Below are 23,087 nucleotides of genomic sequence, written 5' to 3' on the forward strand. Positions count from 1 at the left end.
GTTCCGCCGCCAATCCGGGAGCTTGTTGGGCGTCCTTAGCTGGTTAGAGTGGTGTCCATGAGTTCTGAGATCCCGCTGGCCTACCGTGCCCCGGACGACGTCGAAGCATCCTTAGACTCCAGCCAGGCTCGCGCTTCGGTGGACGAGGGCGGCCGCCGTCGCAAGCTCGATTACCCACCCGCGCCGGAGCCGCTTCCCGAGCCGGTGATCGATAACCACACCCATTTGGACTTCCGCGACGGGCTACTGGAAGTCTCCGTTCGCCAGGCCTTGGATGCTGCACAGGCGGTCGGAGTGCAAGGGGCGGTCCAAGTGGGCTGTGATCTGGAATCGTCCCGATTTACGGTGGCAGCGGTGCAAGCGGACCGACGGCTGCTTGGAGCGGTGGCGATCCATCCCAATGATGCCCCGTTGCTGGCTGAAAGCGGGTCGCTAGAGGCCGCCCTGCAGGAAATCGAAGAACTCGCCGCGCATCCCAGGATCCGAGCCATTGGCGAGACCGGCCTGGACTATTTCCGCACCGGCGTGGACGGTCGGGAGCAGCAGCACCACTCCTTTCGTCGGCATATCGATGTGGCTAAGCGGCTCGGGCTGGCCCTGCAGATCCATGACCGGGACGCGCATCAGGATGTTATCCGGCTGCTTCGTGAGGAGGGGGCGCCGGACACGGTGGTTTTCCACTGCTTTTCGGGCGATGCCGAGCTGGCCAAGATCTGCAATGAGCAGGGCTGGTACATGTCCTTTGCTGGAACCGTGACCTTCAAGAATGCTGCCCCCTTGCGGGAAGCGTTATTGCTGGCGGAAGAGGAGCTGCTAATGGTGGAAACCGATGCACCTTTCCTCACCCCGCACCCCTTCCGCGGGCAGCCGAATGCGAGCTATTTGGTGCCCTATACGGTGCGATCGATGGCTCAGCTGAGGGCAGCGGATCTGGCCAAATTCGGGGCTCAGTTGAGAGCTAATACCGAGGCTGTTTATGGCTCCTGGGACTAATGCTGCCTAAGGCTGAAACGGTGCCCGAGGTGACAGTAATGTGTCCTGGCTCACATCATTTTGTTACTTTTCTTGGTGAATTGGTAACGGTTCGGTTACAGTGGAGGGGAATAGCCGGGGTCGGGGAAGACCTGCGGACATCGTCGCACTTGAAGGTTCTAGAAACGTGAACCCTCGTCGAGGCAACTCGGAGGGCTCACGTCAGCCGTGAAAACATAGCTTTTCGCGGCTATTTTCAGGTGCAGGCGGTGCGTTATGCCCATCGGGCTCGGTCTGTACCGGGTCAGTTGATCGCTATGCGCTTGTCTCCGTGCCCGGACCCTTGAGTAGTTAAGAGTTCTTTGTGGCGAATTTCTTCACAAGTAATGGCAAGTTGAGCTGGGTGAAAATCGGTGGGCAGTCGCTGGTGCTTATTGCACTGGTGATTGGTTTGGTCGGATTCATCAGCGCCAATAAAACCGTCAAACTGACGGTGGATGGAGCGCAAAGCTCGGTGCAGACCTTTGGCGGTTCGGTGGCCGATGTTCTGCACAGCGCCAATGTGAAGGTTTCCGCCCAGGACAATGTCGCTCCGGCCCTGGACGCCTCGGTTTCCAATGGTTCCACCATTACGGTGAACACCTCAAAGGATGTCACGGTCACCCTCGATGGTGCGCAGACCGTGGTGCAGACCTACGCAGGTAAGGTTGCCGATCTGATCAGTCAACTGGGCGTCGCTTCCAACGCGGTGGTCAATGTCGCCCAGGACACCCCCTTAGCCGAAGACGGAACTCAGCTGGAAATCACCACCCCGAAAGAGGTTCAGGTGATTGCCGATGGTAAGCGGAAGGTGCAGACCACGACGGCGACCAAGGTTGCCGATGTGCTCAAGGCAGCTGGCGTGACGGTGGGAGCCAAGGACCTGGTCTCCGTTCCCGGTTCCGCCCCTGTTGTGGCCGATATGGTGATCAAGGTTTCCCGCCTGAAGACGGACGGCAAGGCGACGCTGAGCCAGGACGTGCCCTTCCAGACGGTGGAAACGGTTGACCCTAAGACTTTCAAGGATGAGAAGAAGGTAACGCAGCAGGGTGTGGTGGGTAAGCTCGACAAGACTTATCAGATTCTCACCATCGACGGTCACGAGGTGAACCGGACGCTGCTGAGCCAGGTTGAGAGCGTGGCTCCGGTGACTCAGAAGGTCACCATCGGTGGCAAGGACCGGCCGAAGACAACCGATACCAGCACCGATGCGAGCAGCACCGACACGAGCAGTGCTGACACGAAGACCAGCACCGCTTCAAATACCGGGGCAACGCCTCCGGCCACCGCGAACGATGGCATGTGGGATCGGATTGCGCAGTGCGAGTCCGGCGGAAACTGGGCGATCAACACGGGTAACGGCTACTACGGTGGACTGCAGTTCGACGCCGGTTCCTGGCTCGCCAACGGTGGTGGCGCTTACGCCCCGCGCGCCGACTTGGCTACCCGGGCCCAGCAGATCGCAGTCGCAAACACGTACTACGCCAAGGCTGGACTGGGACCGTGGGGCTGCGCGGGCGCTGCCGGCTAGTAGACTTCCCTGGTGAGCTTGCCGCCGTCCAATACTGAATCCCCTTTGCCATTATTGGGGGCTGCCGACATCCGCCGATTGGCGGCCGAACTTGATCTTCGGCCCACCAAGACGCTGGGGCAGAACTTCGTCATTGACGGCAACACCATTCGGCGGATCGTGCTGGCTGCCCAGTTGCAGCCCGGGGAAACCGTGCTAGAGGTTGGGCCGGGTCTGGGTTCGCTGACGCTAGGCTTGCTGGATGCCGCTGAGCGGGTGATCGCCGTCGAAATAGATTCGAGGCTGGCCGCTCGGCTACCGAAAACCATTGCCGAATTTCGGCCGGAAAAGGTGGCCGCGCTCGACGTCGTTGCCGCCGACGCGCTCAAGGTCACCGAACTACCGGGGCAGCCGACCGCGCTGGTGGCCAATCTGCCCTATAACGTTGCCGTTCCCGTGGTACTGCACCTACTGGAGCACTTCCCGTCCTTGCAGCATGGGCTGGTGATGGTTCAGGACGAGGTGGCGGACCGCTTAGCCGCGACCCCCGGAAATAAAACCTATGGGGTTCCCTCGGTCAAGGCGGCCTGGTACGCCGGGGTCCGCAAAGCTGGCGTGATTGGAATGAACGTTTTCTGGCCAGCCCCCAAGATCTCTTCCGGGCTGGTTGAGTTCATCCGCCGCGAACCTCCGCAGTGCCGCGCCGAGCGGGCTCAGGTCTTTGAGGTTATCGATGCGGCCTTCGCCCAGCGGCGTAAAACTTTGCGGGCCGCGCTCTCCGGTTGGGCCGGTAGTGGCGCGCGCGCCGAGGAACTCATCCTGGCCGCCGGAGTTGATCCCAGCGCCCGCGGCGAAGTCTTGGACGTTACCGCCTTTGCCAGGATCGCCGAAGCCAGGCTGGACTCCTGAGCTCCCGAGCGTTGAGAGGCCCAAGCATTGATAGGTTAGGGCTATGACGCCATCACGCGCCACCCCAGCACCGGCTCCTACGCAGCGCCGCACCGTCCGGGTGAAGGCCCCAGGGAAGATCAATGTCTCCTTTTCGGTAGGACCGCTCCGGGACGATGGTTACCACTCGGTGGCCAGTGTCTACTTGGCAGTGTCCCTTTACGAGGAAATCGCGGCAACCACCGCGCCCGCGGGAGAAATCACGGTAAGCCTGAGAGCAGGATCCCTGGGACAGAATCTTCCCTTGGACGAAAGTAACCTGGCAGTCCGGGCCGCCCGGCTAATGGCCGATGTGAGTGAGCAGGCCACCGGCGTGCACCTGGAGATCACCAAGCGGGTACCGATCTCGGGCGGGATGGGCGGCGGTTCGGCCGATGCAGCAGCGACCCTGCTCGCCTGCGATGCGCTCTGGAACTCGGGGCTATCCCGTGAGGAGCTGACCCATCTGGCCGCTGAGCTGGGCGCGGACGTGCCCTTCGCGCTGTTAGGAGGGGCCGCTGTCGGGCTTGGGGTTGGTGACGAGCTCACGCCCGCTTTGGCTCCGAATCCGCTGCACTGGGCCCTGGTGTTTGCAGACTTCGGCCTTTCCACCCCCACCGTTTTCACCGCCCTGGACCGGCTTCGGGTGGCTCGCGGCAAGGAGCCAAAGGAGCCCGAACAGATCGATCCGGCTATTCTGCGTGCGCTGCGCGCAGGGGATGCCCAGAGCCTGGCCGGGGTGCTGCACAATGATCTACAGCCGGCCGCCACCAAGCTCGCCCCACAACTTGCCGAAATGCTGGAACAGGGTACTGAATTCGGTGCACTGGCGAGTATCGTCTCCGGTTCCGGGCCAACCGTGGCCTTGCTTGCGAGTTCCGAGGAACATGCCGCGGAGCTCGCCGAGCGACTAAGCCTCTCGGGACGAAGCGCGCTCGCTGTGCATTCGCCCGTGCATGGTGCAAAAATCGTCTCCGATTTGATTCACTAGTTCGAAGGACACCTTGGCACATTTACTAGGCGGCGAAAGCCTCACCGTCCACTTCGCGAGCCGTACGGTGCTCGATTCGCTCACCCTTGGGCTGGAGGACGGCGACCGGATCGGCATGGTGGGGCGCAATGGCGACGGAAAGTCCACCCTGATGCGGTTACTGGCCGGACGGCAGAGCCCTGATTCCGGCCGGGTGGCTGCCCGTCGCGGACTGAATGTGGGTTACCTGGATCAATCCGATGTGCTCGACGGCGATTCCACTGTGGGTGCCGCGATTGTCGGTGAACGCGCCCACGACCAAAGCGCACAGCACCAGTGGGCGGCAAATCCCAAGGTCCGAGAAGTGATGGGTGGCTTGGTCAGTGAAGTCGATTGGGAAGCCAAGGTGTCATCGCTTTCCGGCGGTCAGAAGCGCCGAGTGGCCTTGGCTAAACTGCTGATCGGTGAGCATGAGGTGATCATGCTGGACGAGCCCACTAACCATCTCGATGTGGAAGGCGTGGCCTGGCTTGCCGAACACTTAAAAACCCGTTGGCGAGCCAACGAGGGCGCCTTCCTGGTGGTTACCCACGATCGCTGGTTCCTGGACGAGGTGTGTAATCGGACCTGGGAGGTCCATGACGCCACCGTTGACGCCTTCGACGGCGGATATGCCGCCTATGTGCTGGCCCGGGCAGAGCGGGATCGAATGGCTTCGGTGGTGGAGAACAAGCGGGTTCAACTGGTCAAAAAGGAACTGGCCTGGCTGCGCCGCGGTGCCCCGGCCCGTACCGCAAAGCCTAAGTTCCGGATCGAAGCGGCGAACCAATTAATCGCCGATGTGCCGCTGGCGCGAGACACCGTGGCCTTGAATAAGCTCGCCACCGCACGGCTGGGCAAGGACGTGCTGGATCTTGAGAACGTCAGCCTGAGGCTGGGGGAGAGCACCCTCTTCGATAAGCTCACGCTGCGGCTTGCTCCCGGCGAACGGCTCGGCATTGTCGGGGTCAACGGGGCGGGGAAGACCAGCCTGCTGCGACTGCTCAACGGCCAGTTGGCACCGGACTCGGGCCGGTTAAAACGCGGTAAGACCGTGCAGACCGCCCTGCTCAGCCAGGAGGTCACCGAACTCGATGAGGTTTCCGAGCTGCGGGTTCTTGAGGTGATCGAAGCCGAGAAGCGAGTGGTCAGCATCGGTGGCCGAGAGGTTACGGCCGGGCAGTTGGTCGAGCAGCTCGGGTTCAGCAAGGACAAACAGTGGACGCCGGTCCGCGAGCTTTCCGGTGGTGAGCGCCGTCGTTTGCAACTACTGCGGTTGCTGGTGGGGGAGCCGAATGTGCTGATGCTCGATGAGCCCACCAATGACCTGGACACCGACACCTTGGCTGCCGTGGAGGACTTGCTTGACGGCTGGCCCGGAACCCTGGTGGTGGTTTCTCACGACCGTTACCTGCTGGAACGGGTGACCGATCGTCAGATGGCGCTGCTGGGCGATGCAAAATTGCGGGATTTGCCGGGCGGCGTGGATCAGTATTTGGAGCTGCGGCACGGCATGGAGGCGGCAGTCGCCTCAGCGCCGCAGGCGGTTTCAAGCCAGGGTGCTTCGGAGGCCGATTTGCGGCAAGCTCGCAAGGATGTGAACCGGATCGAGCGCCAACTGGCGAAGCTCACTCAGCAGGAAGAACGGGTCCACCAGCAAATGGAGGAGGCCTCCATGTCCGGAGACTTTGATCAACTGGGACAGCTGAACGCCTCGCTCCGCGAGCTGCAGCAAGAAAAGGAGAACTTGGAGCTGGAGTGGCTTGAGGCGGCTGAAGTGCTGGGCTAAGGGCGGCTTGGGGCCATCCTTTCCGCGCTCGACTCGCGCAGTGGGCCGCAGTCATGGCAGACTAGATGTCCGTGCCAACAGTGCACGATCCGCTCTGGTGTAATGGCAGCACCCCAGCCTTTGGAGCTGTGGAGTATAGGTTCGAATCCTATGGGCGGAACCCCGGCGGTTTGCGTCGGGAAGGGTGTGGGGGCATCGACTAGGTAGAATGGTCCTCATCACCCAGTACCGGTCGTTCGCCGAGCGGCTGGGGCAAGCGCAAGCGAACAACAGGAGTGCTCAGGTTGAATTCCGTGCCGTCCGAGGCCCCTGAGGCCACCGAACTCTCGGTCATAGTCCTAGCTGCCGGAGCCGGCACCAGAATGAAATCCCGAACGCCGAAGATTCTGCATGAAATTGGCGGCCTGCCGATGATCGGTCACGCGCTTGCCGCGGCACGTGGCTTGAAGCCACAGCGCTTGGCTGCAGTGGTCCGGCATGAACGCGATCTGGTCGCCGCGAAGATTTCCCAGCTCGATCCGGCCGCACTGATCGTGGACCAGGACGAGATCCCTGGCACCGGACGTGCGGTGCAGGTAGCCCTGGAAGCCATGCCCGACGCCGTCGGCACCGTGGTGGTGAGCTATGGCGATGTACCGCTGCTGACCACCGAACTCCTGCGGGAACTGGTTGAGCATCACCGCAGCGAGGCCAATGCCGTCACCGTGCTGAGCGCGGTACTCGACGACGCGAGCGGTTACGGCCGTATTCTGCGCTCCGCCGATGGCACGGTCTCCGGCATCCGCGAGCATAAGGACGCCTCGGAAGCCGAACGGGAAATCCGGGAGATCAACTCCGGTATCTATGCCTTCGACGCTGCGGTGCTGCGCAAGGCACTGGACCAGGTCACCACGGATAACGCGCAGGGCGAGATGTACCTGACCGATGTGTTGAGCTTGGCAGCGCAGGACGGCGGCCGGGTCGCCGCCGTCGCGACCGATGACCGCTGGCAGGTTGAGGGCGCCAACGACAGGGTGCAGCTCGCCGCGCTAGGCGCTGAATTGAACCGAAGGCTGCTGGAGACGTGGATGCGTGCCGGGGTGAGCGTGGTGGATCCCGCCAGCACCTGGATTGATGTTCAGGTGGTGCTGGCCGAGGACGTCACCCTGCTCCCCGGAATCCAGTTGCACGGCAACACCACTGTCGAGCGCGACGCAGTGGTGGGGCCGGATTGCACCCTCACCGATGTGCAGATCGGCGAAGCCGCCACGGTTACCCGCAGCCATGGTTCGGGAGCCATCATCTCGGCCGGTGCCAGCGTGGGACCCTTTAGCTACCTGCGTCCCGGCACTGTGCTGGGGGAGCAAGGCAAAATCGGAGCCTTCTACGAGACGAAGAACGTCCGGATCGGCGCACGCTCCAAGCTTTCCCACCTCGGTTATGCCGGCGATGCGGAGATCGGTGAAGACACCAATATTGGCTGCGGCAATATCACTGCTAATTACGACGGCGAGAAGAAGCACCGCACCGTGATCGGCTCCGGGGTGCGCACCGGTTCCAACACTGTTTTCGTGGCCCCCGTGGAGGTCGGCGACGGCGCCTACAGCGGCGCCGGAGCTGTGCTGCGCAATTCGGTGCCACCGGGTGCCCTGGCCCTCAGCATCGCCGCTCAGCGCAATGCCGAGGAATGGGTTATTAATCACCGGCCTGGATCGCGCTCGGCCGAGCTGGCGCAAGCCGCCCTGACTGCTCTCGAAGCTTCATCCAACCAGTCGATCGATGCTCCATCAGGGGAAGGCAAGTAGTTATGAGTGCAATTACCGCCCACGGCGAGAAGAAACTGCTCTTGGCCTCCGGCCGCGCCCATCCGGAGCTGGCTCAGCAGATTGCGGCCGAACTGGGTACTGAGTTACTGCCCATCGACGCTTATGACTTTGCCAACGGAGAGATCTACGTCCGTTCTGCGCAGAGCGTGCGTGGTACCGACGTTTTCGTTCTGCAAGCCCATCCGGCTCCGCTCAATCACTGGTTGATGGAGCAGCTCATTTTGATCGATTCACTCAAGCGCGCCTCGGCCAAGCGAATTACCGTGGTCTCGCCCTTCTACCCCTACGCGCGGCAGGACAAAAAGGGCCGCGGTCGGGAGCCGATTTCTGCCCGGCTGGTGGCCGATATGTACAAAACCGCCGGTGCCAATCGATTGCTCAGCGTGGATCTGCACACCGCCCAAATCCAGGGCTTCTTCGATGGCCCGGTGGATCACCTGATGGCCACTCCCTTATTGGCTGACTACATCCGCACCAAGGTCAACGTCGAAGAGATCACCGTGGTCTCCCCGGACACCGGTCGAGTCCGGGTAGCCGAGCAGTGGGCGGACCGCTTGGGTGGGGCACCGCTGGCCTTCGTGCACAAGAGCCGGGACCTGACCATGCCCAACCAGGCTGTTTCCAAGCAGGTGGTGGGCCAGATTGAGGGTCGCACCTGTGTGTTGATTGACGACATGATCGATACCGGCGGGACCATTGCCGGAGCCGTCAAGGTCCTCAAAGACGCCGGAGCCCGGGACGTCATCATCGCGGCAACGCATGCCGTCTTCTCCGATCCAGCCGCACAGCGACTGGCCGAATGCGGTGCTCGCGAGGTAGTGGTGACCAACACCTTGCCGATTCCGCCGGAGAAGCGTTTCCCCTCGCTCACCGTGCTCTCGATTGCACCGCTGATCGCCAACGCCATCCGGCAGGTTTTCGAGGACGGCTCCGTCACCTCCCTCTTCGACGGCCAAGCCTAGGGATTGGGGCGCTCCACTCTTTTCACGCGAGTTCGCGCCTTGGTCTCGGATTCGCCTGTTAGTTCAGGCGAATTGGTGACTAGGACGCGAATTCGCGCGGAAAAACGGTGCTAAACTTGGTCGGTACCTTGGCGAGGGAAGACCTTTGGTTTTCCGTGATCGACACGGTTCGAACTCCTTCCGAGGTTTCGACCCAGTCGTCCTTGCTCGAACAATCTAGAAGGAGTTCTCATGGCTGATATCAAGCTTGCCGCGCAACTGCGCACCGAATTCGGTAAGGGCGCCGCTCGTCGGGCCCGCCGCGCTAACCAGATCCCCGCCGTCATTTACGGCCACGGCGCTGAGCCGTTACACATCGCGCTTCCGGAGCGGGAAACCACCCGTGCTGCCCGTGCCGCTAACGCACTGCTTACCCTCGACATTAACGGCGAGGAGCACCTGGCCCTGGTCAAGGACATCCAGCGTGATCCCGTACTGCAGATCATCGAGCACATCGACCTGCTGACCGTGCGCCGCGGCGAGAAGGTCACCGTCGATATCCCCGTCATCCTGATTGGTGAGGTTGCCCCGGGCGCCGTCTCCAACCAGGAAGCCAATGTGGTCAGCGTTGAGGCCGAGGCTACTCACCTCCCCGCGCACCTGGAGGTCAGCATCGAGGGCCGCGTGGCAGGCCAGCACCTGCACGCCTCCGATCTGGAACTGCCCAAGGGTGTTTCCTTGCTGACCGACGCCGAGACGTTGATCGTGAACATCTCCGAGCCGTCCGTTCAGGATCTGGGCGAGGAGAGCGAGGGTGCTGAGGCAGCTCCCGCCGCCGAAGCCCCTGCCGCCGAGTAATTCCGGTCCTTCACGGTAGATGAGCAATACCTGGCTAGTAGTCGGGCTCGGTAACCCCGGGCCCGACTACAGTCGTACCCGGCACAATATTGGCTTCCTGGTAGCCGACGAACTAGCCGGACGGATTGGCGCGAGCTTCCGCAGCCATAAATCCCGAGCCCTGCTCGCCGAAGGGCGGCTCACCCAGCGTGACTCGGAGGGCGAGCGGCCCAAACTGGTGCTGGCTAAACCCCAGACCTTTATGAACCTAAGCGGTGCACCCACGGCCGCGCTCGCTAAATTCTTCGGCATCCCGGCCGATCACACCATTGTGCTCCAAGATGAGATCGACCTGCCCTTCAACACCATCAAGCTCAAGCTTGGCGGCGGAGAGGGCGGCCACAACGGCTTGCGCGATATCAGCCGAACCCTGAGCACCAAGGACTATTACCGGGTTCGGGTGGGAGTGGGCCGCCCCTCGCACGGCAGCGCCTCGGATCATGTCTTGAATGGTTTTTCCGCAGCGGAGAAGAAGGAATTACCGTTCCTGATCCAGGATGCCGCGGACGCCGCCGAAACCCTTATCCTGACCGGTCTGCTGGAGGCACAGCAGAAGTTTCACGCCCCTAAATAGGCTCGGAGGGCATTCCGGCCCGAAGCAATCGCGTGAAGCGTGGGAGAATTGTTAAGTGACTGATTCACCATTGACTGATATCGAAGTGCTACGCATTCGCAATGACTTCCCGGTGCTGCATCAAGAGGTTAATGGCTCTCCCTTGATCTACCTGGATTCCGGCGCCACCTCGCAGAACCCGCTGAGCGTGATGGAAGCCGAGCAAGAATTCTACGAACAGCGCAACGCCGCCGTCCATCGCGGTGCGCACTGGCTCGCCGTGGAGGCGACCGAAGCTTATGAGTCCGCCCGCGCCGTCGTCGCCAGCTTTATTGGGGCGGAAGAAAACGAACTGGTCTGGACCTCCAATGCCACCGAGGCGCTCAACCTGCTGGCCTATTCCTTCTCTAATGCCAGCATTGGGGAGGTGAGCACGGAAGCCAAGCGGTTCGCGCTCGGCCCGGGTGATGAGCTTTTGGTGACCGAGATGGAGCACCACGCGAACCTTATCCCTTGGCAGGAACTGGCCCGGAGGACCGGGGCCAGCCTGAAATTCGTGCCGATTACCGACGACGGCGAGCTGGACCTTGAGCGGGCCGCGGAACTGATCGGGCCGCGGACCAGAATTTTCGCCTTCTCTCACGCCTCGAACGTGCTGGGTACCATCAATCCTGTCCAGCAACTTGTCGAATTAGCCCATCGGGTTGGTGCCTTAGTGGTGTTGGACGCTTGCCAGTCGGTGCCGCACCTTCCGGTCGACGTAAAAGCCTTGGATGTTGATTTTGCGGTGTTTTCCGGGCATAAGATGCTGGCCCCTACCGGCATCGGCGCGCTCTATGGCCGCGCCGAGCTGCTCAGCGCAATGCCTCCCTTCCTGACCGGCGGTTCGATGATCACCTCGGTCACGATGGAATCCGCCGGGTACTTGCCGCCGCCGCAGCGCTTTGAGGCCGGCACCCAACGTATCTCGCAGGCGATTGCCTGGGCAGTTGCGGCCAATTATCTGAGCGAAACCGGCATGTCCCGGATTGCCGCTTGGGAAGCGCAGCTTGGGCAATTGCTGGTATCCGGTTTGGCGGAGATTCCCGGCGTCCGGGTACTCGGCCCGGCTCCCGGTGTGGAACGGCTGGGTCTGGCGGCTTTTGATGTAGAGGGTGTGCACGCGCACGACGTCGGCCAGTTCCTGGATGACCGAGGCATCGCCGTGCGGGTTGGTCACCATTGCGCACAACCGCTGCATCGCAGGCTTGGGTTGACCGCAAGCACCCGGGCCAGTGGCTATCTATACACCACCACGGCTGAGGTTGAGGCCTTCCTGCAAGGGGTCTCCGAGGTCCGTGGCTACTTTGGACTGGGGTGATGAATCGATGAGTGGTTTGGACTCGTTGTATCAGAGCATCATCTTGGAACATTCGAAGGCCAGGCACGGCTCTCCGCTGGCTGAACCCCCAGGGAGTGACGGCGTCCGCAGTGCCTCTTCGCATCAGCTGAACCCGGTCTGTGGCGATGAGATCACCGTCCGGCTCGATCTTGAAGGGGATCGAGTCGAAGCGCTGAGTTGGGACGGTGCGGGCTGTGCTATCTCGATGGCCTCGGCTTCCGTGCTGAGCGATCTACTCAAAGGACTGGATCGGGCAGAGGTCAGGGAACTGATCGATGAGTTCCGCACTATGATGCGATCCCGCGGCCAAATCGTCCCCGACGAGGAAGTGTTGGGTGAGGCCGCAGCCTTCGGTGGAGTCTCCCGTTATGCGGCTCGAGTAAAATGCGCTATGCTATGCTGGGTCGCCGCCGAGGACGCGCTGAATCAGCTGTCCTGAGCCGAGACTTTTGGGGCATTCCAGTAATGAATATTCGGTGTGAATCAGACGCGCCTTCGTCGTGAAATTCTCTTTCGCTGAAACGTTATTCATTATTGACACGTTTGGGGACAAATATCATGTTCTTCGCTAACCGATAGCGGTATCTTCAAAGAGATGCGCCGGGGGAGCAGAACACCATAAGGGGACAGGGAAAATGAACAAAGTTGCAAAGGCCGGCGTCGCTGCCGGTATCGCAGGAATCCTTCTGCTCGGGGGCGCTGGCACTTACGCGCTCTGGCAGGATAGCAAGACCGTCGACGCTGGTACGGTGCAAACCGGCCAGCTCAAACTCAACCTGGGAGCCGCTGGAGTGTGGAAAGACGTTTCCACCGATGTTACCGGCGCTCCGACCATCGATCCGGCCACCTTCAAGCTGGTTCCCGGGGACACTATCGCCTTCACCCAGAATCTAACCATTCTGGCGAGCGGTAATAACCTCAAAGGCCAGCTGACCATTGATCAGTCCACTGTGCAGGCAGCCATTCCGGTAGCCTGGCAGCCCTACATCACCATCACCGTGGCCCCGGCGAACCTACCGGCCGGAATCACCAACACAGCCGGGGTGCTGAGCTTCAGCGCACCCGGAAGCTACACCTTTGACGTTGGCATCACGGTCGCCTTTGCCAAGGGCACCAATGCCTCGGGCACCGATGACGAGACGATTGAGAATCAAAGCGCCAATCTGAACGGCCTTGCGCTCAAACTGGAACAAATCCGGCCTTAATGCGGGTGTGATCTGGTAAATATCCACTAAGTCCGTCAAGGACTGAAGGAGAGTCTGGCAGTTCATGCGCAGGAGGTTCATTTTCGCGTCCCTCGCGGTCGTGCTGGCCTTCGTCCTTTTGGGCGGGGCCGGTACGGCTGCTTTGTGGCGCTCGCAGACCTCCATTAACCCTGGCACCGTGACTACCGGAAACCTGGTATTACTCAACGGAGATTCCGGAAGCCAACTCAAGAACTACCTCTTCGCGGCGCTCTCCGGGACCGCTATGTCGCCCGGGCAGTCGGCGCAGGCACCGCTGACCATCCGTAATGCGGGAACCACGAAATTCACCTACGGACTGGTCGGGATCACCGGAAATCCGGGGGACGCAGCCTCGGTGGCCTTCCAATCCGCGCTGACCGTGAGCATTGTTGCGGTCGGCACGGCGGCTCAGTGTCCCGTTAACGGAACTGCTGCCACCGGCACCTCCTTGTACAGCGGACCGGTATCCTCCTCGGCGCAGTTCAGTGCGGTGCAAACCTTACTTCCGGCCACCACCGGTCTGCTCTGCTTGCGGGTCACTTTCAATGCTTCCGCTCCGCAAACTAGTGCGGCAGGGCAGCTCGCCCTGACCTTCAATTGGCGGGCGGATCAATTACGATGAGCCGCGTAGAGCTGAGTTCACCGACTCCCTTTCCGGCTCCAGCAGAGCCGCTAGCGGGCCGCAGATTTCGCAAGCCCAAGGGCTTGCTGTGGTGGTGCGCGCAGATCCTGTCGTGGCTGGTGCTTTTCCTCGCCCTGGCTTGGTTGCTGGCCGCGATTGGAATCCCCAGATTCGCCGGAGCTCAGGCCTACACCGTGCTCACCGGGTCAATGCAGCATCGATACCCACCGGGAACCCTAGTGGTGGTCAAAACGATCGACCCCAAGGACCTGGCAATTGGTGATGTGGTCACCTATCAGTTGGAGTCGGGGAAACCCGAGGTGGTCACTCACCGGATTGTCGGCCTAAGTGCAACGACCGATGGGCAGCTGAGGTTTATCACCCAGGGGGATGCCAATAATGCGCCGGATGCCAAGAGCGTTCGTCCCGTGCAGATCAGGGGAAAACTTTGGTACGCCATTCCCTTGGCTGGGTATTTGAACAGCTCCATCAGCGGTGGGGCACATATCTGGTTACTCTGGATCGTCGTCGGGCTACTGCTCGGTTACGCCGCCTATATGCTGCTGAGCGCTTATCTGGGCCGGAAGCGCAAGGTGACCCCATGAAACTTTGGCGCCATTCTGTGCTGATGCTGGCTCTGATCCTGGGTGCTTCACTTTGCTTCGCCCCGGCGGCTCAGGCTGCTGGCGAGCTTGAATTGAGCCGCGACGGTAGCAGCTGGGGTCAATCGCTGCCGGGACCGCTCTTTGATTCCGCCCAGAAACTGGTACCCGGCAGCAGCATTAGTGCGGAGTTCTGGGTTCGCAATGGGGCGGCCTCGGCGGGCAAGCTCTCCGTTGAATTGAACGGCGCCCTCGGGGAGCTATTGCAGAGCGGTTTACTGGGGTTGAGCCTTACTTCAAGCAGCGGCACCAGCTGGAACGCTTCTTCCGGGCAGAGTCCACGACTGCTAGTGGCACAGATAGCCCCCGGCAGCCGACAGAAATTGACCCTGCAAGCCAGCTTGGCTGCCGCTGCGGCCAATGACACTCAACTTCGAAAGGTCCCCGTGAGCCTCCAACTGATCCTGAGCGAATCGGTGGAATCGGGCGCCACGGTACAGCCTGCGCTGCCTAATACCGGGGTGGTGCTGCTTCCGCTTTTCCTCGGTAGCGCGCTCGCTATCGGAGGCTATCTAGCAGTCTGGAGTGCACGACGGCGGCAATCAACCGAGGCGGGTCTCTCGGCTCAGCAGGGATTCAGTGCGGGAGGTGGCTCGCAGTGAAGAACTTTGCCGCGCACACCACCTGGTTCAAGGTTCGGGTTCTGCTCTGTCTGGGCATGGTGCTGGGACTGGGGGCGGTGGGCACCCTGGCCGCTTGGCAGGACACCGCCACCACCACCTCAGGAACTTTCAGTGCCGGGACCATCGACTTGACCTTGCGGCAGGCTTCTTCCGGCACAGACGGTGCGGTTGGTGTGGGGCAGAGCTTTGCTTTCACCGACTTCACCGGCAGCGGGATGACTCCGATCAGCGCGGCCGTGGCGAAATCCCTGACGGTAAAAAATGGCGCCACCATTAAGTTCGGTTATCAAATCGCGGTGAGTGGTTCAGGCACCCTGGTGACCGATAGCACCGGCTTGGATATCAAAATCTTTGCGAGCGCAACGTGTGATCCCACCATGGTGAGCAACAGTGGTGCGATCTATTCGGGCAAGATCGGTGGTGCGGCGACCGCCTCGCGAACCCTGGTTCCGGCGGCGACTGACCCGCTCTGTGTTCTGGCCTGGCTGGATACTGCAGCCGCGAACACCCTGCAAGGTCAGAGCGGCACCATTACCCTCTCCTTTACCGCGACGCAGGTGCCCTAATGACTGAATCCCTCAAGCTTCACCGCGGTCCGCGACTTTTCCGTGAAATCACCCTGACGGTGGGTGCAATTCTTGGCTTGCTCTGCGTGCTAGCCGCGCTGGTCGGTGTCTTTTTCGGTATCACTCCGGTGATCTTCCGCTCCGGATCAATGGCTCCGGCCATTGACACTGGCGCACTCGCCCTGGTCCAGCAGGTGCCAGCTACCCGGTTGCAGCTTGGCGATGTGGTGAGTGTGCAAAACGCAGATCAGGAACGGGTCACCCACCGAGTGGTCGGTATTCAGGGTATGAGCAATGGAGAAATGCTGCTGACCCTGAAGGGGGATGCCAATCCGCAGCCTGATGTTCAGACCTATCAGCTCAGCAAGGCCGATCGGGTGTTTTTCTCGGTGCCGATTCTAGGCTATCTATTGGCCTGGTTGCAGAGCCCCTGGGCGATTTTCCTGGGCGGCTTGCTGGTGGGAGTGCTGCTGATGCTGGCGTTCCGACCGGGCAGTAGAGGTCGGAATGCCTCGCCCGAATCGGCGGAAGCCACGATCGGCACGACGACAGTCAGCGCAGCCACAGTCGGCGCAGCCAAGCCCCCGAGGCGCCGGCGCGGCCTGTTCACCGCTGTCACTCTGCTCGGACTCAGCGGCGGGTTGGTTTTCGCCGGGGCACAAAGCACAATGGCGGTGTTCCAGGACACCTCGGTAGCCACCTCCGGCACCTTCACCGGGGCGAGCCTGCCGCAGCCACTGCCAAATCCACCGGACTGCGTTGCGAGCGGCGTGCCCTCTTCGGCCACCGTCTCCTGGAACTCCACGGCTGCTCTCCCGGCCGGGGCGCAGTTCAGGATCCGCTATAGCGGGATAATTAATGGCACGGTGATGGTGGGTACCGGACACTCCTATGCCTTCGATGGCGCATTGCTGGGTGGGCTTGGGCTGAGCAGTGGTCGACTCACCGTGCTGGTGGATTCGGTGATCACCGGCACCAACTGGGTTAGTCCGGTTTCCACTAGGACTATTGGTTACAGCATTACCCTGGTGATCAAGTCCTTCACCTGCTGAGTTCCGCCGCTCTCCGATAGTGCCGGTTGCGCGCTCTCAGCAGTATCGCGGCCAGCAGACCAGCTAGTACAGAGGCGCTCAGGATGGCGATTTTCGCATGATCGTTATGAGCCGAATCGCTGCCGAAGGCCAACTCACTGATCAACAAGGAGACGGTGAAACCAATCCCCGCCAGAATCGCCAGGCCCAGCACATCGATCCAGGCCAAGCCGTCGTCGAGGCTCGCCCTGGTGGTTTTGGTCACCAAGAAGGTGGCTCCGAAAACCCCCACCATCTTGCCCAGCACCAAGGCCAGCACGATGCCCAGGGCTACCGAGTCGCCCAGTGCCGAGCTGAAGCCCTGCCAGCCGCCGATTGCGACTCCCGCCGAGAAAAATGCGAAGACCGGTACGGCCAACCCGGTGGAGAGTGGTCGAAACCGATGTTCGAAGTGCTCCGCCAACCCCGGGCCGTTTTCTGGTTTCCGGTCCTTACGCAGGACCGGTACAGCGAAAGCCAACAGCACTCCGGCCACCGTGGCATGTACCCCGGAGGCGTGCACTAAAGCCCAGGTCAGTACGGCCAGGGGGAGTAGCAAGTACCAGCTACGAATGCGTTTTTGGACTAGCCAGCTGAACAGGCCGAGCGGGAGCAGAGCGAGCAGTAAATACTGCGGTTGCAGACCGTGCGGATAGAAAACGGCGATGATGGCGATAGCGATCAGATCATCCACCACAGCCAAGGTGAGCAGGAAGGTCCGTAGGGCCGTTGGTAGATGGGTGCTGATTACCGCCAGCACGGCGAGAGCGAAGGCAATATCGGTCGCCGTTGGAATGGCCCAACCGTGCAGCGCCTCGCTGCCTGAATTCAGATTGATCAGGCTGTAGATGATCGCTGGCGCGGCCACCCCACCAATGGCAGCAGCCACCGGAACGATGGCTCGATCGAAACGTCGCAGATCGCCGGCTACGAATTCGCGTTTGAGTTCCAGGCCGGCCACGAAGAAGAAGACCGCCAATAAGCCATCCGAAGCCCAACTTCCCAGGCTCAGATTGAGGTGCAGGAAATCGATGCCGAAGCTGGCTTCCCGTAGTGAAAAATAGCCTGCCGACCAGGGCGAGTTAGCCCAGAGCAGGGCGGCAATGGTGGCCGCTAACAAGAGCGCACCACCCACAGTTTCCTTGCGCAGGATTGCGCTAATCCGCAACTGCTCGGAGGAGGAACTACGGCGGAAAATCCGCAGGGCGGGACGGTGCGTGATCATGGCTGATCCTCAGGAAGATTCGGGCTCGCAAATGACTGCCGACCAGACTTCCCGGCGCACCATGATCTAGTTTAGCTGGTTTTGTCCCGCCCCCGCAGGCTAACCCTCAAGGAGGTTAGCGGTTGATCAGGTTAGCCGTTGATGAGGGTGCGGATGCCGATGACCGCAGTAGCCAAGCCAAGGATCATCGAGATGCTCACCAGCATGAAATGCACCATTAAGAATCTGGTGGCCTTGCCGGACTCGTCGCGGGCGCGGGGATCCTTGAGAATCCTGCGCAGGAAGGGAGGCCAAACGATCAACGACCATAGTCCGGCGAGAATCAGAACCAGGCTGAGAAAGGGAGGGAGGCTCATGCGGACTCGAGCACTTTCCGGGCTTCGCTGACCTGCAGATTGAGTGCCTTGGCCAGCGCGGGCTCGGCTGCTTGCACGATCTTATTGCCGAAGAGCGGAATGCTGGAGGTCACGGTGCCTTCCAGCTCGATCCTGGTGCTGGCACCTTCGGCCACGATCCGCTGCACGGCTTTGGCCTCCACCGGCGCACCGGAGATCTTGGCGCTGATCTGTACCTCGCGGGAACCATCCGCCGCGGGCGCGGACCACTGTTCCTGCTGCTGCACGTTCAGCCGGGCACCAACGAACTTCTTCGCCAGCTCGGGAAGCCGATCGGTTGGCATCGAGCGCACCGAGACGGTGCTGAAGGCAGCCGCCCGGTCTCCTGTGAGCGTGAAGGATTCCAAGGTACCCCCAGCGGCTTCGCTGACCTGACGGACGAAGTCTTCGCTGCTGAACAGTTCGACGACTTGCTCTACTCCGGCGGATAACGACGCGGACGTGGACAGGGCCATGGTGCTCCTCAATCATTTGGTAATCACGTGGTTTCGTTCTCAACTATCTTACGGCCCGCTCTAACCCCCGCCGAGTGTGGAGATATACACGTTAAGACCGGGGTATAAGGTGCAGATCTCCACACTCGACGGAATATGATGGAAGCATCACCCCGGAGTTCTTAGGAATTTCGGGCTTTTGTGCTGGCCGTTCTGCCGGTGCTGCCAACTGATGGGGAGAATCCATGGGTCTGAATGGTTTGCGCAGCTCCTTGCGCGAGGAACCGAGCATTGCCAGGGTCCGACGGGAGGCCGCCCGGGCACATGCCCAGCGCAGTACCGACCTGCAGATCGGCGCCCCGAATGGCCTCCGTGCCCCGCTGCTCGCTGAGATCGCCGAGGCCATGCCGGAGGCCAGCTCGATCGAGGGCCAAACAGCTTCCAGCCCCGGCGTGCTACTCGTGGTGACGGCAACCTCGCGGGAGAGCGAAGATCTGGTCCAAGCCTTGCGGGCCTATCTCCCGGACGAGACCGTGGTGGATTTTCCCAGTTGGGAGACGTTGCCGCATGAGCGACTCTCGCCACGTTCGGACACCGTGGGACGACGACTCGCGGTGCTGCGCCGCCTGAAGCGGGACCCGCAGCTGAAGGTAGTGGTGGCGCCGATCCGGGCCGTCGTGCAACCCATCGTCGCGGGCCTGGGCGAGCTGGAGCCGGTGGAGCTACGGCTCGGCCAGCAGATTGCCTTTGACGAGGTAGTACGTAAACTCGCCGATGCTGCCTACGCCCGGGTGGATATGGTCACCCACCGCGGTGAGTTCGCGGTTCGCGGCGGAATTATCGACGTTTTCCCACCCACCGACGATCATCCGATCCGGGTCGAATTCTTCGGCGACGAAGTTGACTCGATGCGTTGGTTCGCGGTGGCCGATCAGCGCTCGCTGACCTCGGTGAGCGGAACCATCAGCCATCCCGAATCGCTGTACGCCCCACCCTGCCGGGAGCTGCTGATCACTGCTGCCGTGCAATCCCGGGCGGCCAAACTCAAGGACCAGTTCCCGGCAGCGGCGGCCATGCTGGAGAAGATCGCCGGCGGCATTGCTGTGGAAGGAATGGAATCGCTCACCCCGGTTCTGGTGGACCGGATGGTCCCGGTAGTCTCCGAACTGCCGCCCGGATCGATCGTCGTGGTGCTGGAACCGGAGCGCGTGCGCGGCCGGGCACACGATCTGGAAGCGACGAATGAAGAGTTCCTGGAGGCAGCGTGGTCCACAGCTTCCGACGGCGGTACGGCGCCACTCGATGTGGGTGGGCTCAATCAGCAGTTGGCCAGTGCTAGCTTCGCCTCCCTGACGGATACCCGCAGTTCGGCTCTATTGGCCGGGGCAAGTTGGTGGTCGGTTTCAGCGCTGGGTACCGATGCCGAATTGAACCCGGAGCTGGATGTGCTGAGCATCCCGGCGCGGGAGCCACGAGGTTATCAGGGCAATGTCGCCGAAATGCTCGACTTCATCGGTGGTCGGATTAAGGACCAATGGCGCGTTGTGGTGGCCACCGATGGTCCCGGTCCCGCGCAGCGGCTGGCGGAGCTTTTCCATGATGCGGATATCCCGGCCAGCCGGGTCGATTCCCTTGATTCCGAGCCACAGCCCGGAATCATCGAGGTGACCACTGCCGCCGTCGGACATGGTTTTGTGCTGGACGGTTTGAAACTGGGTCTGCTGACCGAAGCCGATCTGCTGGGTAAAAGTTCCGCATCCTCCACCAAGGACATGCGCAAGATGCCCTCCAAACGGCGCAATGCCGTGGACCCGCTGCAATTGCGGGCCGGAGACTCAGTGGTGCATGAGCAGCACGGCATCGGCCGATTTGTGGAGCTGATTCAGCGCCGGGTGGCCGGGACCGAGGGCAGCCGCGAATACTTGGTGCTGGAATACGCACCGGCAAAGCGCGGAGCACCCGGGGATAAGCTCTTTGTGCCCACCGATCAACTCGATCAGATCACCGCCTATGTGGGCGGGGACACCCCCGCACTGAGCAAGATGGGTGGCTCCGACTGGGCCTCCACTAAGAACAAGGCTCGCCGCGCGGTCAAGGAGATCGCCGGTGAGCTGATCAGGCTTTATTCGGCCAGGATGGCCTCCAAGGGGCACGCCTTCGCCCCGGACACCCCATGGCAGCGAGAGCTGGAGGAGGCTTTCCCCTATGTGGAGACCCCCGATCAGCTAACCACGATCAATGAGGTCAAAGCCGATATGGAGCGGGAAATCCCGATGGACCGACTGGTCTCCGGGGACGTCGGTTACGGCAAGACCGAGATCGCGGTGCGCGCGGCTTTCAAGGCGATCCAGGATGGTAAGCAGGTCGCCGTGTTGGTGCCGACCACGCTGTTAGCGCAGCAGCACTACGAGACGTTCACTGAGCGTTTCTCCGGCTTTCCGGTGCGGGTCAAGCCGCTTTCCCGTTTCCAGGCTGGTAAGGAAGCCAAGGAAACTGCTGAGGGCGTGGCCAATGGTTCGGTGGATCTGGTGATCGGAACCCACCGATTGCTTTCCAAAGACTTCCGCTTCAAGGACCTCGGCTTAGTGATTGTCGACGAGGAGCAGCGCTTCGGCGTCGAACACAAGGAACAGCTCAAAAAGATGCGCACCAATGTGGACGTGCTGGCGATGAGTGCCACGCCGATCCCGCGCACCCTGGAAATGTCCCTCACCGGCATCCGCGAGACCTCGACGCTTGCGACCCCGCCCGAGGAACGGCATCCGGTGCTGACCTACGTCGGTCCCTATACCGATAAGCAGACCTCCGCGGCGATCCGTCGCGAATTAATGCGTGAAGGCCAGGTGTTCTTCGTGCACAACCGGGTATCCTCCATCGAGCGGATCGCCGCGCATGTGCAGCAATTGGTGCCGGAAGCGAGGATCGCGGTGGCACACGGTCAGATGAGCGAATCACGGCTGGAACAGATCATCGTGGACTTCTGGGAGAAGCGATTCGATGTACTGGTCTGCACCACGATCATCGAGACCGGCTTGGATATCTCCAACGCGAACACCCTGATCGTGGACGGGGCCGATAAATATGGCCTGTCCCAATTGCATCAATTGCGTGGCCGGGTGGGCCGGGGAAGGGAACGGGCCTATGCCTACTTCCTGTATCCGGCGGAGAAACCACTCGGCGAGGTAGCCCTGGAGCGGCTCAAAGCGGTGGCCGCGCACAATGAGTTGGGCGCTGGCATGCAACTGGCGCTGAAAGACTTGGAAATCCGTGGCGCAGGCAATCTGCTGGGTGGCGAACAATCGGGCCATATCGCCGGAGTGGGCTTCGACCTCTACATTCGACTAGTCGGCGAAGCCGTGGCCGATTTCCGTGGTGAGACCGATGATAAGTCCACGGAGATGAAAATCGAACTACCGGTTAACGCACACTTGCCACACGATTATGTGCCGGGGGAGCGGCTTCGACTGGAGGCTTATCGCAAACTCGCCTCGGCACAGAGCGCCGAAGCCATTGACGAGGTGCTCGAGGAACTCACCGATCGTTACGGTGAGCCGCCGGCCGCGGTACTGAACCTGATCGCCGTCGCCCGTTTCCGGGTTGCCGCACGCGAACTGGGGCTGAGCGACGTCGCTGTGCAGGGGAACTTCGTGAAGTTCGCCCCGGCTGACCTTCCGGAATCCAAGGTGATGCGGGTCAAGCGGCTCTATCCGGGCTCCTTGGTGAAGCCCGCGTTGTCCCAGATCTTGGTGCCCAAGCCAAAGACCGCCCGGATTGGCGGACGGGATCTGGTGGATTCGGAAATCCTGGCGTGGGCGGAACAGGTGCTGAATGCGATTTTCACCGAGACGCCGGCCTGATGCTCAGCGGAGGACTACACCAGGCTTAAGTCGGGCACAGTTGGTGGTTCAACCATGGAGTTTCAAGCAACTAGCAAAGGAGCACCATGGAGAACAAAACCAAACTGGCCCTGACCGGGGCCGGGGTTGCTGCGGTGATTGCGCTCGGAGCGGGCGGAGCCACCCTGGCTAACGCTGCAACCGAGACGCCCTCGACCAGCAGCAGTACCAGCACCTCCTCGACGCAGCCAAGCAATCAAGCGCCGGAGGGGAACGGCAACACCGATCCCTCAAAGCCGATGCGAACCGATGAGCAACTGCTCACCGGGGATGTGGCCACCAAGGTGACCGCGGCGGCCAAGGCTAAGGAGCCGACGGCGACCATTCAGCGAGTCGAGACCGATTCGGATGGCGTCTACGAGGCTCATATGGTGCGCACCGACGGTACCCAGATCATTGTGCAGATCGATAAGTCGTACAACGTGACCGGGGTGCAGGAGATGGGGGCTAAGACCGGCTCCAAGTAACCTTGAGGCTCGCACCTTCATCGGGGCGTCTCCTGCCGCTGTGCTGAGCGGTAGGAGACGCCTTCGAGCGTTCAGCTC

22 protein-coding genes and 1 tRNA gene are annotated in these 23,087 nt (G+C 61.5%); 20 read left to right on the top strand and 3 right to left on the bottom strand.

Annotated elements, in window-relative coordinates:
• Positions 1 to 57: 57 nt before the first annotated feature.
• The 18 genes from FHU41_RS13890 to FHU41_RS13975 all read left to right on the top strand — a co-directional run bounded on the left by FHU41_RS13890 (position 58) and on the right by FHU41_RS13975 (position 16,574).
• Entirely contained in the window at positions 58 to 993 is a 936-nt protein-coding gene (locus tag FHU41_RS13890; RefSeq protein WP_179390205.1) for a TatD family hydrolase, read from the top strand.
• A gap of 343 nt (positions 994 to 1,336) precedes the next feature.
• On the top strand, positions 1,337 to 2,542 hold the full coding sequence (locus FHU41_RS13895) for a transglycosylase family protein (RefSeq protein WP_179390206.1): 1,206 nt from the start codon (positions 1,337 to 1,339) through the stop codon (positions 2,540 to 2,542).
• A gap of 12 nt (positions 2,543 to 2,554) precedes the next feature.
• Positions 2,555 to 3,430: a 16S rRNA (adenine(1518)-N(6)/adenine(1519)-N(6))-dimethyltransferase RsmA gene (gene rsmA / locus FHU41_RS13900; protein ID WP_343046340.1), complete on the top strand. Its 876-nt coding sequence runs from the start codon at positions 2,555 to 2,557 to the stop codon at positions 3,428 to 3,430.
• Between the two features lie 43 nt (positions 3,431 to 3,473).
• The gene (locus FHU41_RS13905; RefSeq protein WP_179390207.1) at positions 3,474 to 4,439 is read left to right on the top strand and encodes a 4-(cytidine 5'-diphospho)-2-C-methyl-D-erythritol kinase; all 966 of its coding nucleotides are present in this window, start codon (positions 3,474 to 3,476) and stop codon (positions 4,437 to 4,439) included.
• Between the two features lie 13 nt (positions 4,440 to 4,452).
• The gene (locus FHU41_RS13910; protein ID WP_179390208.1) at positions 4,453 to 6,246 is read left to right on the top strand and encodes an ABC-F family ATP-binding cassette domain-containing protein; all 1,794 of its coding nucleotides are present in this window, start codon (positions 4,453 to 4,455) and stop codon (positions 6,244 to 6,246) included.
• A gap of 88 nt (positions 6,247 to 6,334) precedes the next feature.
• Positions 6,335 to 6,406: transfer RNA gene (locus FHU41_RS13915), tRNA-Gln, on the top strand.
• A 202-nt stretch (positions 6,407 to 6,608) separates the two neighbouring features.
• On the top strand, positions 6,609 to 8,030 hold the full coding sequence (glmU, locus tag FHU41_RS13920) for a bifunctional UDP-N-acetylglucosamine diphosphorylase/glucosamine-1-phosphate N-acetyltransferase GlmU (RefSeq protein WP_425503329.1): 1,422 nt from the start codon (positions 6,609 to 6,611) through the stop codon (positions 8,028 to 8,030).
• 2 nt (positions 8,031 to 8,032) lie between these two features.
• Positions 8,033 to 9,013 carry a ribose-phosphate diphosphokinase gene (locus FHU41_RS13925; RefSeq protein WP_179390210.1) on the top strand — a complete coding sequence of 327 codons (981 nt, stop codon included), beginning with the start codon at positions 8,033 to 8,035 and terminating at the stop codon, positions 9,011 to 9,013.
• Between the two features lie 231 nt (positions 9,014 to 9,244).
• Positions 9,245 to 9,850, top strand: a complete 606-nt coding sequence (locus tag FHU41_RS13930; RefSeq protein WP_179390211.1) for a 50S ribosomal protein L25/general stress protein Ctc — start codon at positions 9,245 to 9,247, stop codon at positions 9,848 to 9,850.
• Positions 9,851 to 9,869: 19 nt separating this feature from the next.
• On the top strand, positions 9,870 to 10,463 hold the full coding sequence (gene pth, locus FHU41_RS13935; protein WP_179390212.1) for an aminoacyl-tRNA hydrolase: 594 nt from the start codon (positions 9,870 to 9,872) through the stop codon (positions 10,461 to 10,463).
• A gap of 55 nt (positions 10,464 to 10,518) precedes the next feature.
• Positions 10,519 to 11,802: an aminotransferase class V-fold PLP-dependent enzyme gene (locus tag FHU41_RS13940; RefSeq protein WP_343046341.1), complete on the top strand. Its 1,284-nt coding sequence runs from the start codon at positions 10,519 to 10,521 to the stop codon at positions 11,800 to 11,802.
• A 7-nt stretch (positions 11,803 to 11,809) separates the two neighbouring features.
• On the top strand, positions 11,810 to 12,262 hold the full coding sequence (gene sufU, locus FHU41_RS13945; RefSeq protein ID WP_179390480.1) for a Fe-S cluster assembly sulfur transfer protein SufU: 453 nt from the start codon (positions 11,810 to 11,812) through the stop codon (positions 12,260 to 12,262).
• 196 nt (positions 12,263 to 12,458) lie between these two features.
• The gene (locus tag FHU41_RS13950) at positions 12,459 to 13,028 is read left to right on the top strand and encodes an alternate-type signal peptide domain-containing protein (protein WP_179390213.1); all 570 of its coding nucleotides are present in this window, start codon (positions 12,459 to 12,461) and stop codon (positions 13,026 to 13,028) included.
• 64 nt (positions 13,029 to 13,092) lie between these two features.
• Positions 13,093 to 13,671 carry a SipW-dependent-type signal peptide-containing protein gene (locus FHU41_RS13955; RefSeq protein WP_179390214.1) on the top strand — a complete coding sequence of 193 codons (579 nt, stop codon included), beginning with the start codon at positions 13,093 to 13,095 and terminating at the stop codon, positions 13,669 to 13,671.
• On the top strand, positions 13,668 to 14,276 hold the full coding sequence (locus tag FHU41_RS13960; RefSeq protein ID WP_179390215.1) for a signal peptidase I: 609 nt from the start codon (positions 13,668 to 13,670) through the stop codon (positions 14,274 to 14,276). Before FHU41_RS13955 ends, FHU41_RS13960 begins: the two co-directional genes overlap by 4 nt.
• Complete coding sequence (locus FHU41_RS13965; protein WP_179390216.1) at positions 14,273 to 14,935, top strand: hypothetical protein; 663 nt, start codon at positions 14,273 to 14,275, stop codon at positions 14,933 to 14,935. The genes FHU41_RS13960 and FHU41_RS13965 overlap by 4 nt, the downstream gene beginning before the upstream one ends.
• Positions 14,932 to 15,522, top strand: a complete 591-nt coding sequence (locus FHU41_RS13970) for a SipW-dependent-type signal peptide-containing protein (RefSeq protein ID WP_343046342.1) — start codon at positions 14,932 to 14,934, stop codon at positions 15,520 to 15,522. The genes FHU41_RS13965 and FHU41_RS13970 overlap by 4 nt, the downstream gene beginning before the upstream one ends.
• Positions 15,522 to 16,574: a signal peptidase I gene (locus tag FHU41_RS13975; RefSeq protein WP_179390217.1), complete on the top strand. Its 1,053-nt coding sequence runs from the start codon at positions 15,522 to 15,524 to the stop codon at positions 16,572 to 16,574. The genes FHU41_RS13970 and FHU41_RS13975 overlap by 1 nt, the downstream gene beginning before the upstream one ends.
• Here the strand turns inward: FHU41_RS13975 and nhaA are convergent.
• The 3 genes from nhaA to FHU41_RS13990 form a co-directional block, all read right to left on the bottom strand.
• A complete protein-coding gene (nhaA, locus tag FHU41_RS13980) occupies positions 16,564 to 17,817 on the bottom strand; it encodes a Na+/H+ antiporter NhaA (protein WP_179390218.1) in 1,254 nt (417 codons plus the stop codon). The genes FHU41_RS13975 and nhaA overlap by 11 nt on opposite strands.
• Positions 17,818 to 17,948: 131 nt before the next feature.
• Positions 17,949 to 18,173, bottom strand: a complete 225-nt coding sequence (locus tag FHU41_RS13985; RefSeq protein WP_179390219.1) for an SCO4848 family membrane protein — start codon at positions 18,171 to 18,173, stop codon at positions 17,949 to 17,951.
• A complete protein-coding gene (locus FHU41_RS13990; protein WP_179390220.1) occupies positions 18,170 to 18,667 on the bottom strand; it encodes a DUF2505 domain-containing protein in 498 nt (165 codons plus the stop codon). The genes FHU41_RS13985 and FHU41_RS13990 overlap by 4 nt, the downstream gene beginning before the upstream one ends.
• 224 nt (positions 18,668 to 18,891) lie before the next feature.
• Here FHU41_RS13990 and mfd point away from each other — a divergent pair, with 224 nt between their 5' ends.
• Entirely contained in the window at positions 18,892 to 22,503 is a 3,612-nt protein-coding gene (gene mfd / locus FHU41_RS13995; RefSeq protein WP_179390221.1) for a transcription-repair coupling factor, read from the top strand.
• Positions 22,504 to 22,589: 86 nt separating this feature from the next.
• Entirely contained in the window at positions 22,590 to 23,009 is a 420-nt protein-coding gene (locus tag FHU41_RS14000) for a hypothetical protein (protein WP_179390222.1), read from the top strand.
• Positions 23,010 to 23,087 lie beyond the last annotated feature (78 nt).

This window comes from Psychromicrobium silvestre (genome assembly GCF_013408295.1).
Classification (GTDB): Bacteria; Actinomycetota; Actinomycetes; order Actinomycetales; family Micrococcaceae; genus Renibacterium; species Renibacterium silvestre.

What these genes read in the sequence shown, in the direction of transcription:
- FHU41_RS13925 (WP_179390210.1), top strand. Translation starts at nt 8,033, where the DNA reads ATGAGTGCAATTACCGCCCACGGCGAGAAGAAACTGCTCTTGGCCTCC.
- glmU (WP_425503329.1), top strand. Translation starts at nt 6,609, where the DNA reads ATGAAATCCCGAACGCCGAAGATTCTGCATGAAATTGGCGGCCTGCCG.
- sufU (WP_179390480.1), top strand. Translation starts at nt 11,810, where the DNA reads ATGAGTGGTTTGGACTCGTTGTATCAGAGCATCATCTTGGAACATTCG.
- FHU41_RS14000 (WP_179390222.1), top strand. Translation starts at nt 22,590, where the DNA reads ATGGAGAACAAAACCAAACTGGCCCTGACCGGGGCCGGGGTTGCTGCG.
- FHU41_RS13975 (WP_179390217.1), top strand. Translation starts at nt 15,522, where the DNA reads ATGACTGAATCCCTCAAGCTTCACCGCGGTCCGCGACTTTTCCGTGAA.
- FHU41_RS13930 (WP_179390211.1), top strand. Translation starts at nt 9,245, where the DNA reads ATGGCTGATATCAAGCTTGCCGCGCAACTGCGCACCGAATTCGGTAAG.
- mfd (WP_179390221.1), top strand. Translation starts at nt 18,892, where the DNA reads ATGGGTCTGAATGGTTTGCGCAGCTCCTTGCGCGAGGAACCGAGCATT.
- FHU41_RS13960 (WP_179390215.1), top strand. Translation starts at nt 13,668, where the DNA reads ATGAGCCGCGTAGAGCTGAGTTCACCGACTCCCTTTCCGGCTCCAGCA.
- FHU41_RS13950 (WP_179390213.1), top strand. Translation starts at nt 12,459, where the DNA reads ATGAACAAAGTTGCAAAGGCCGGCGTCGCTGCCGGTATCGCAGGAATC.
- pth (WP_179390212.1), top strand. Translation starts at nt 9,870, where the DNA reads ATGAGCAATACCTGGCTAGTAGTCGGGCTCGGTAACCCCGGGCCCGAC.
- FHU41_RS13985 (WP_179390219.1), bottom strand. Translation starts at nt 18,173, where the DNA reads ATGAGCCTCCCTCCCTTTCTCAGCCTGGTTCTGATTCTCGCCGGACTA.
- nhaA (WP_179390218.1), bottom strand. Translation starts at nt 17,817, where the DNA reads ATGATCACGCACCGTCCCGCCCTGCGGATTTTCCGCCGTAGTTCCTCC.
- FHU41_RS13965 (WP_179390216.1), top strand. Translation starts at nt 14,273, where the DNA reads ATGAAACTTTGGCGCCATTCTGTGCTGATGCTGGCTCTGATCCTGGGT.
- FHU41_RS13890 (WP_179390205.1), top strand. Translation starts at nt 58, where the DNA reads ATGAGTTCTGAGATCCCGCTGGCCTACCGTGCCCCGGACGACGTCGAA.
- FHU41_RS13990 (WP_179390220.1), bottom strand. Translation starts at nt 18,667, where the DNA reads ATGGCCCTGTCCACGTCCGCGTCGTTATCCGCCGGAGTAGAGCAAGTC.
- FHU41_RS13905 (WP_179390207.1), top strand. Translation starts at nt 3,474, where the DNA reads ATGACGCCATCACGCGCCACCCCAGCACCGGCTCCTACGCAGCGCCGC.
- FHU41_RS13955 (WP_179390214.1), top strand. Translation starts at nt 13,093, where the DNA reads ATGCGCAGGAGGTTCATTTTCGCGTCCCTCGCGGTCGTGCTGGCCTTC.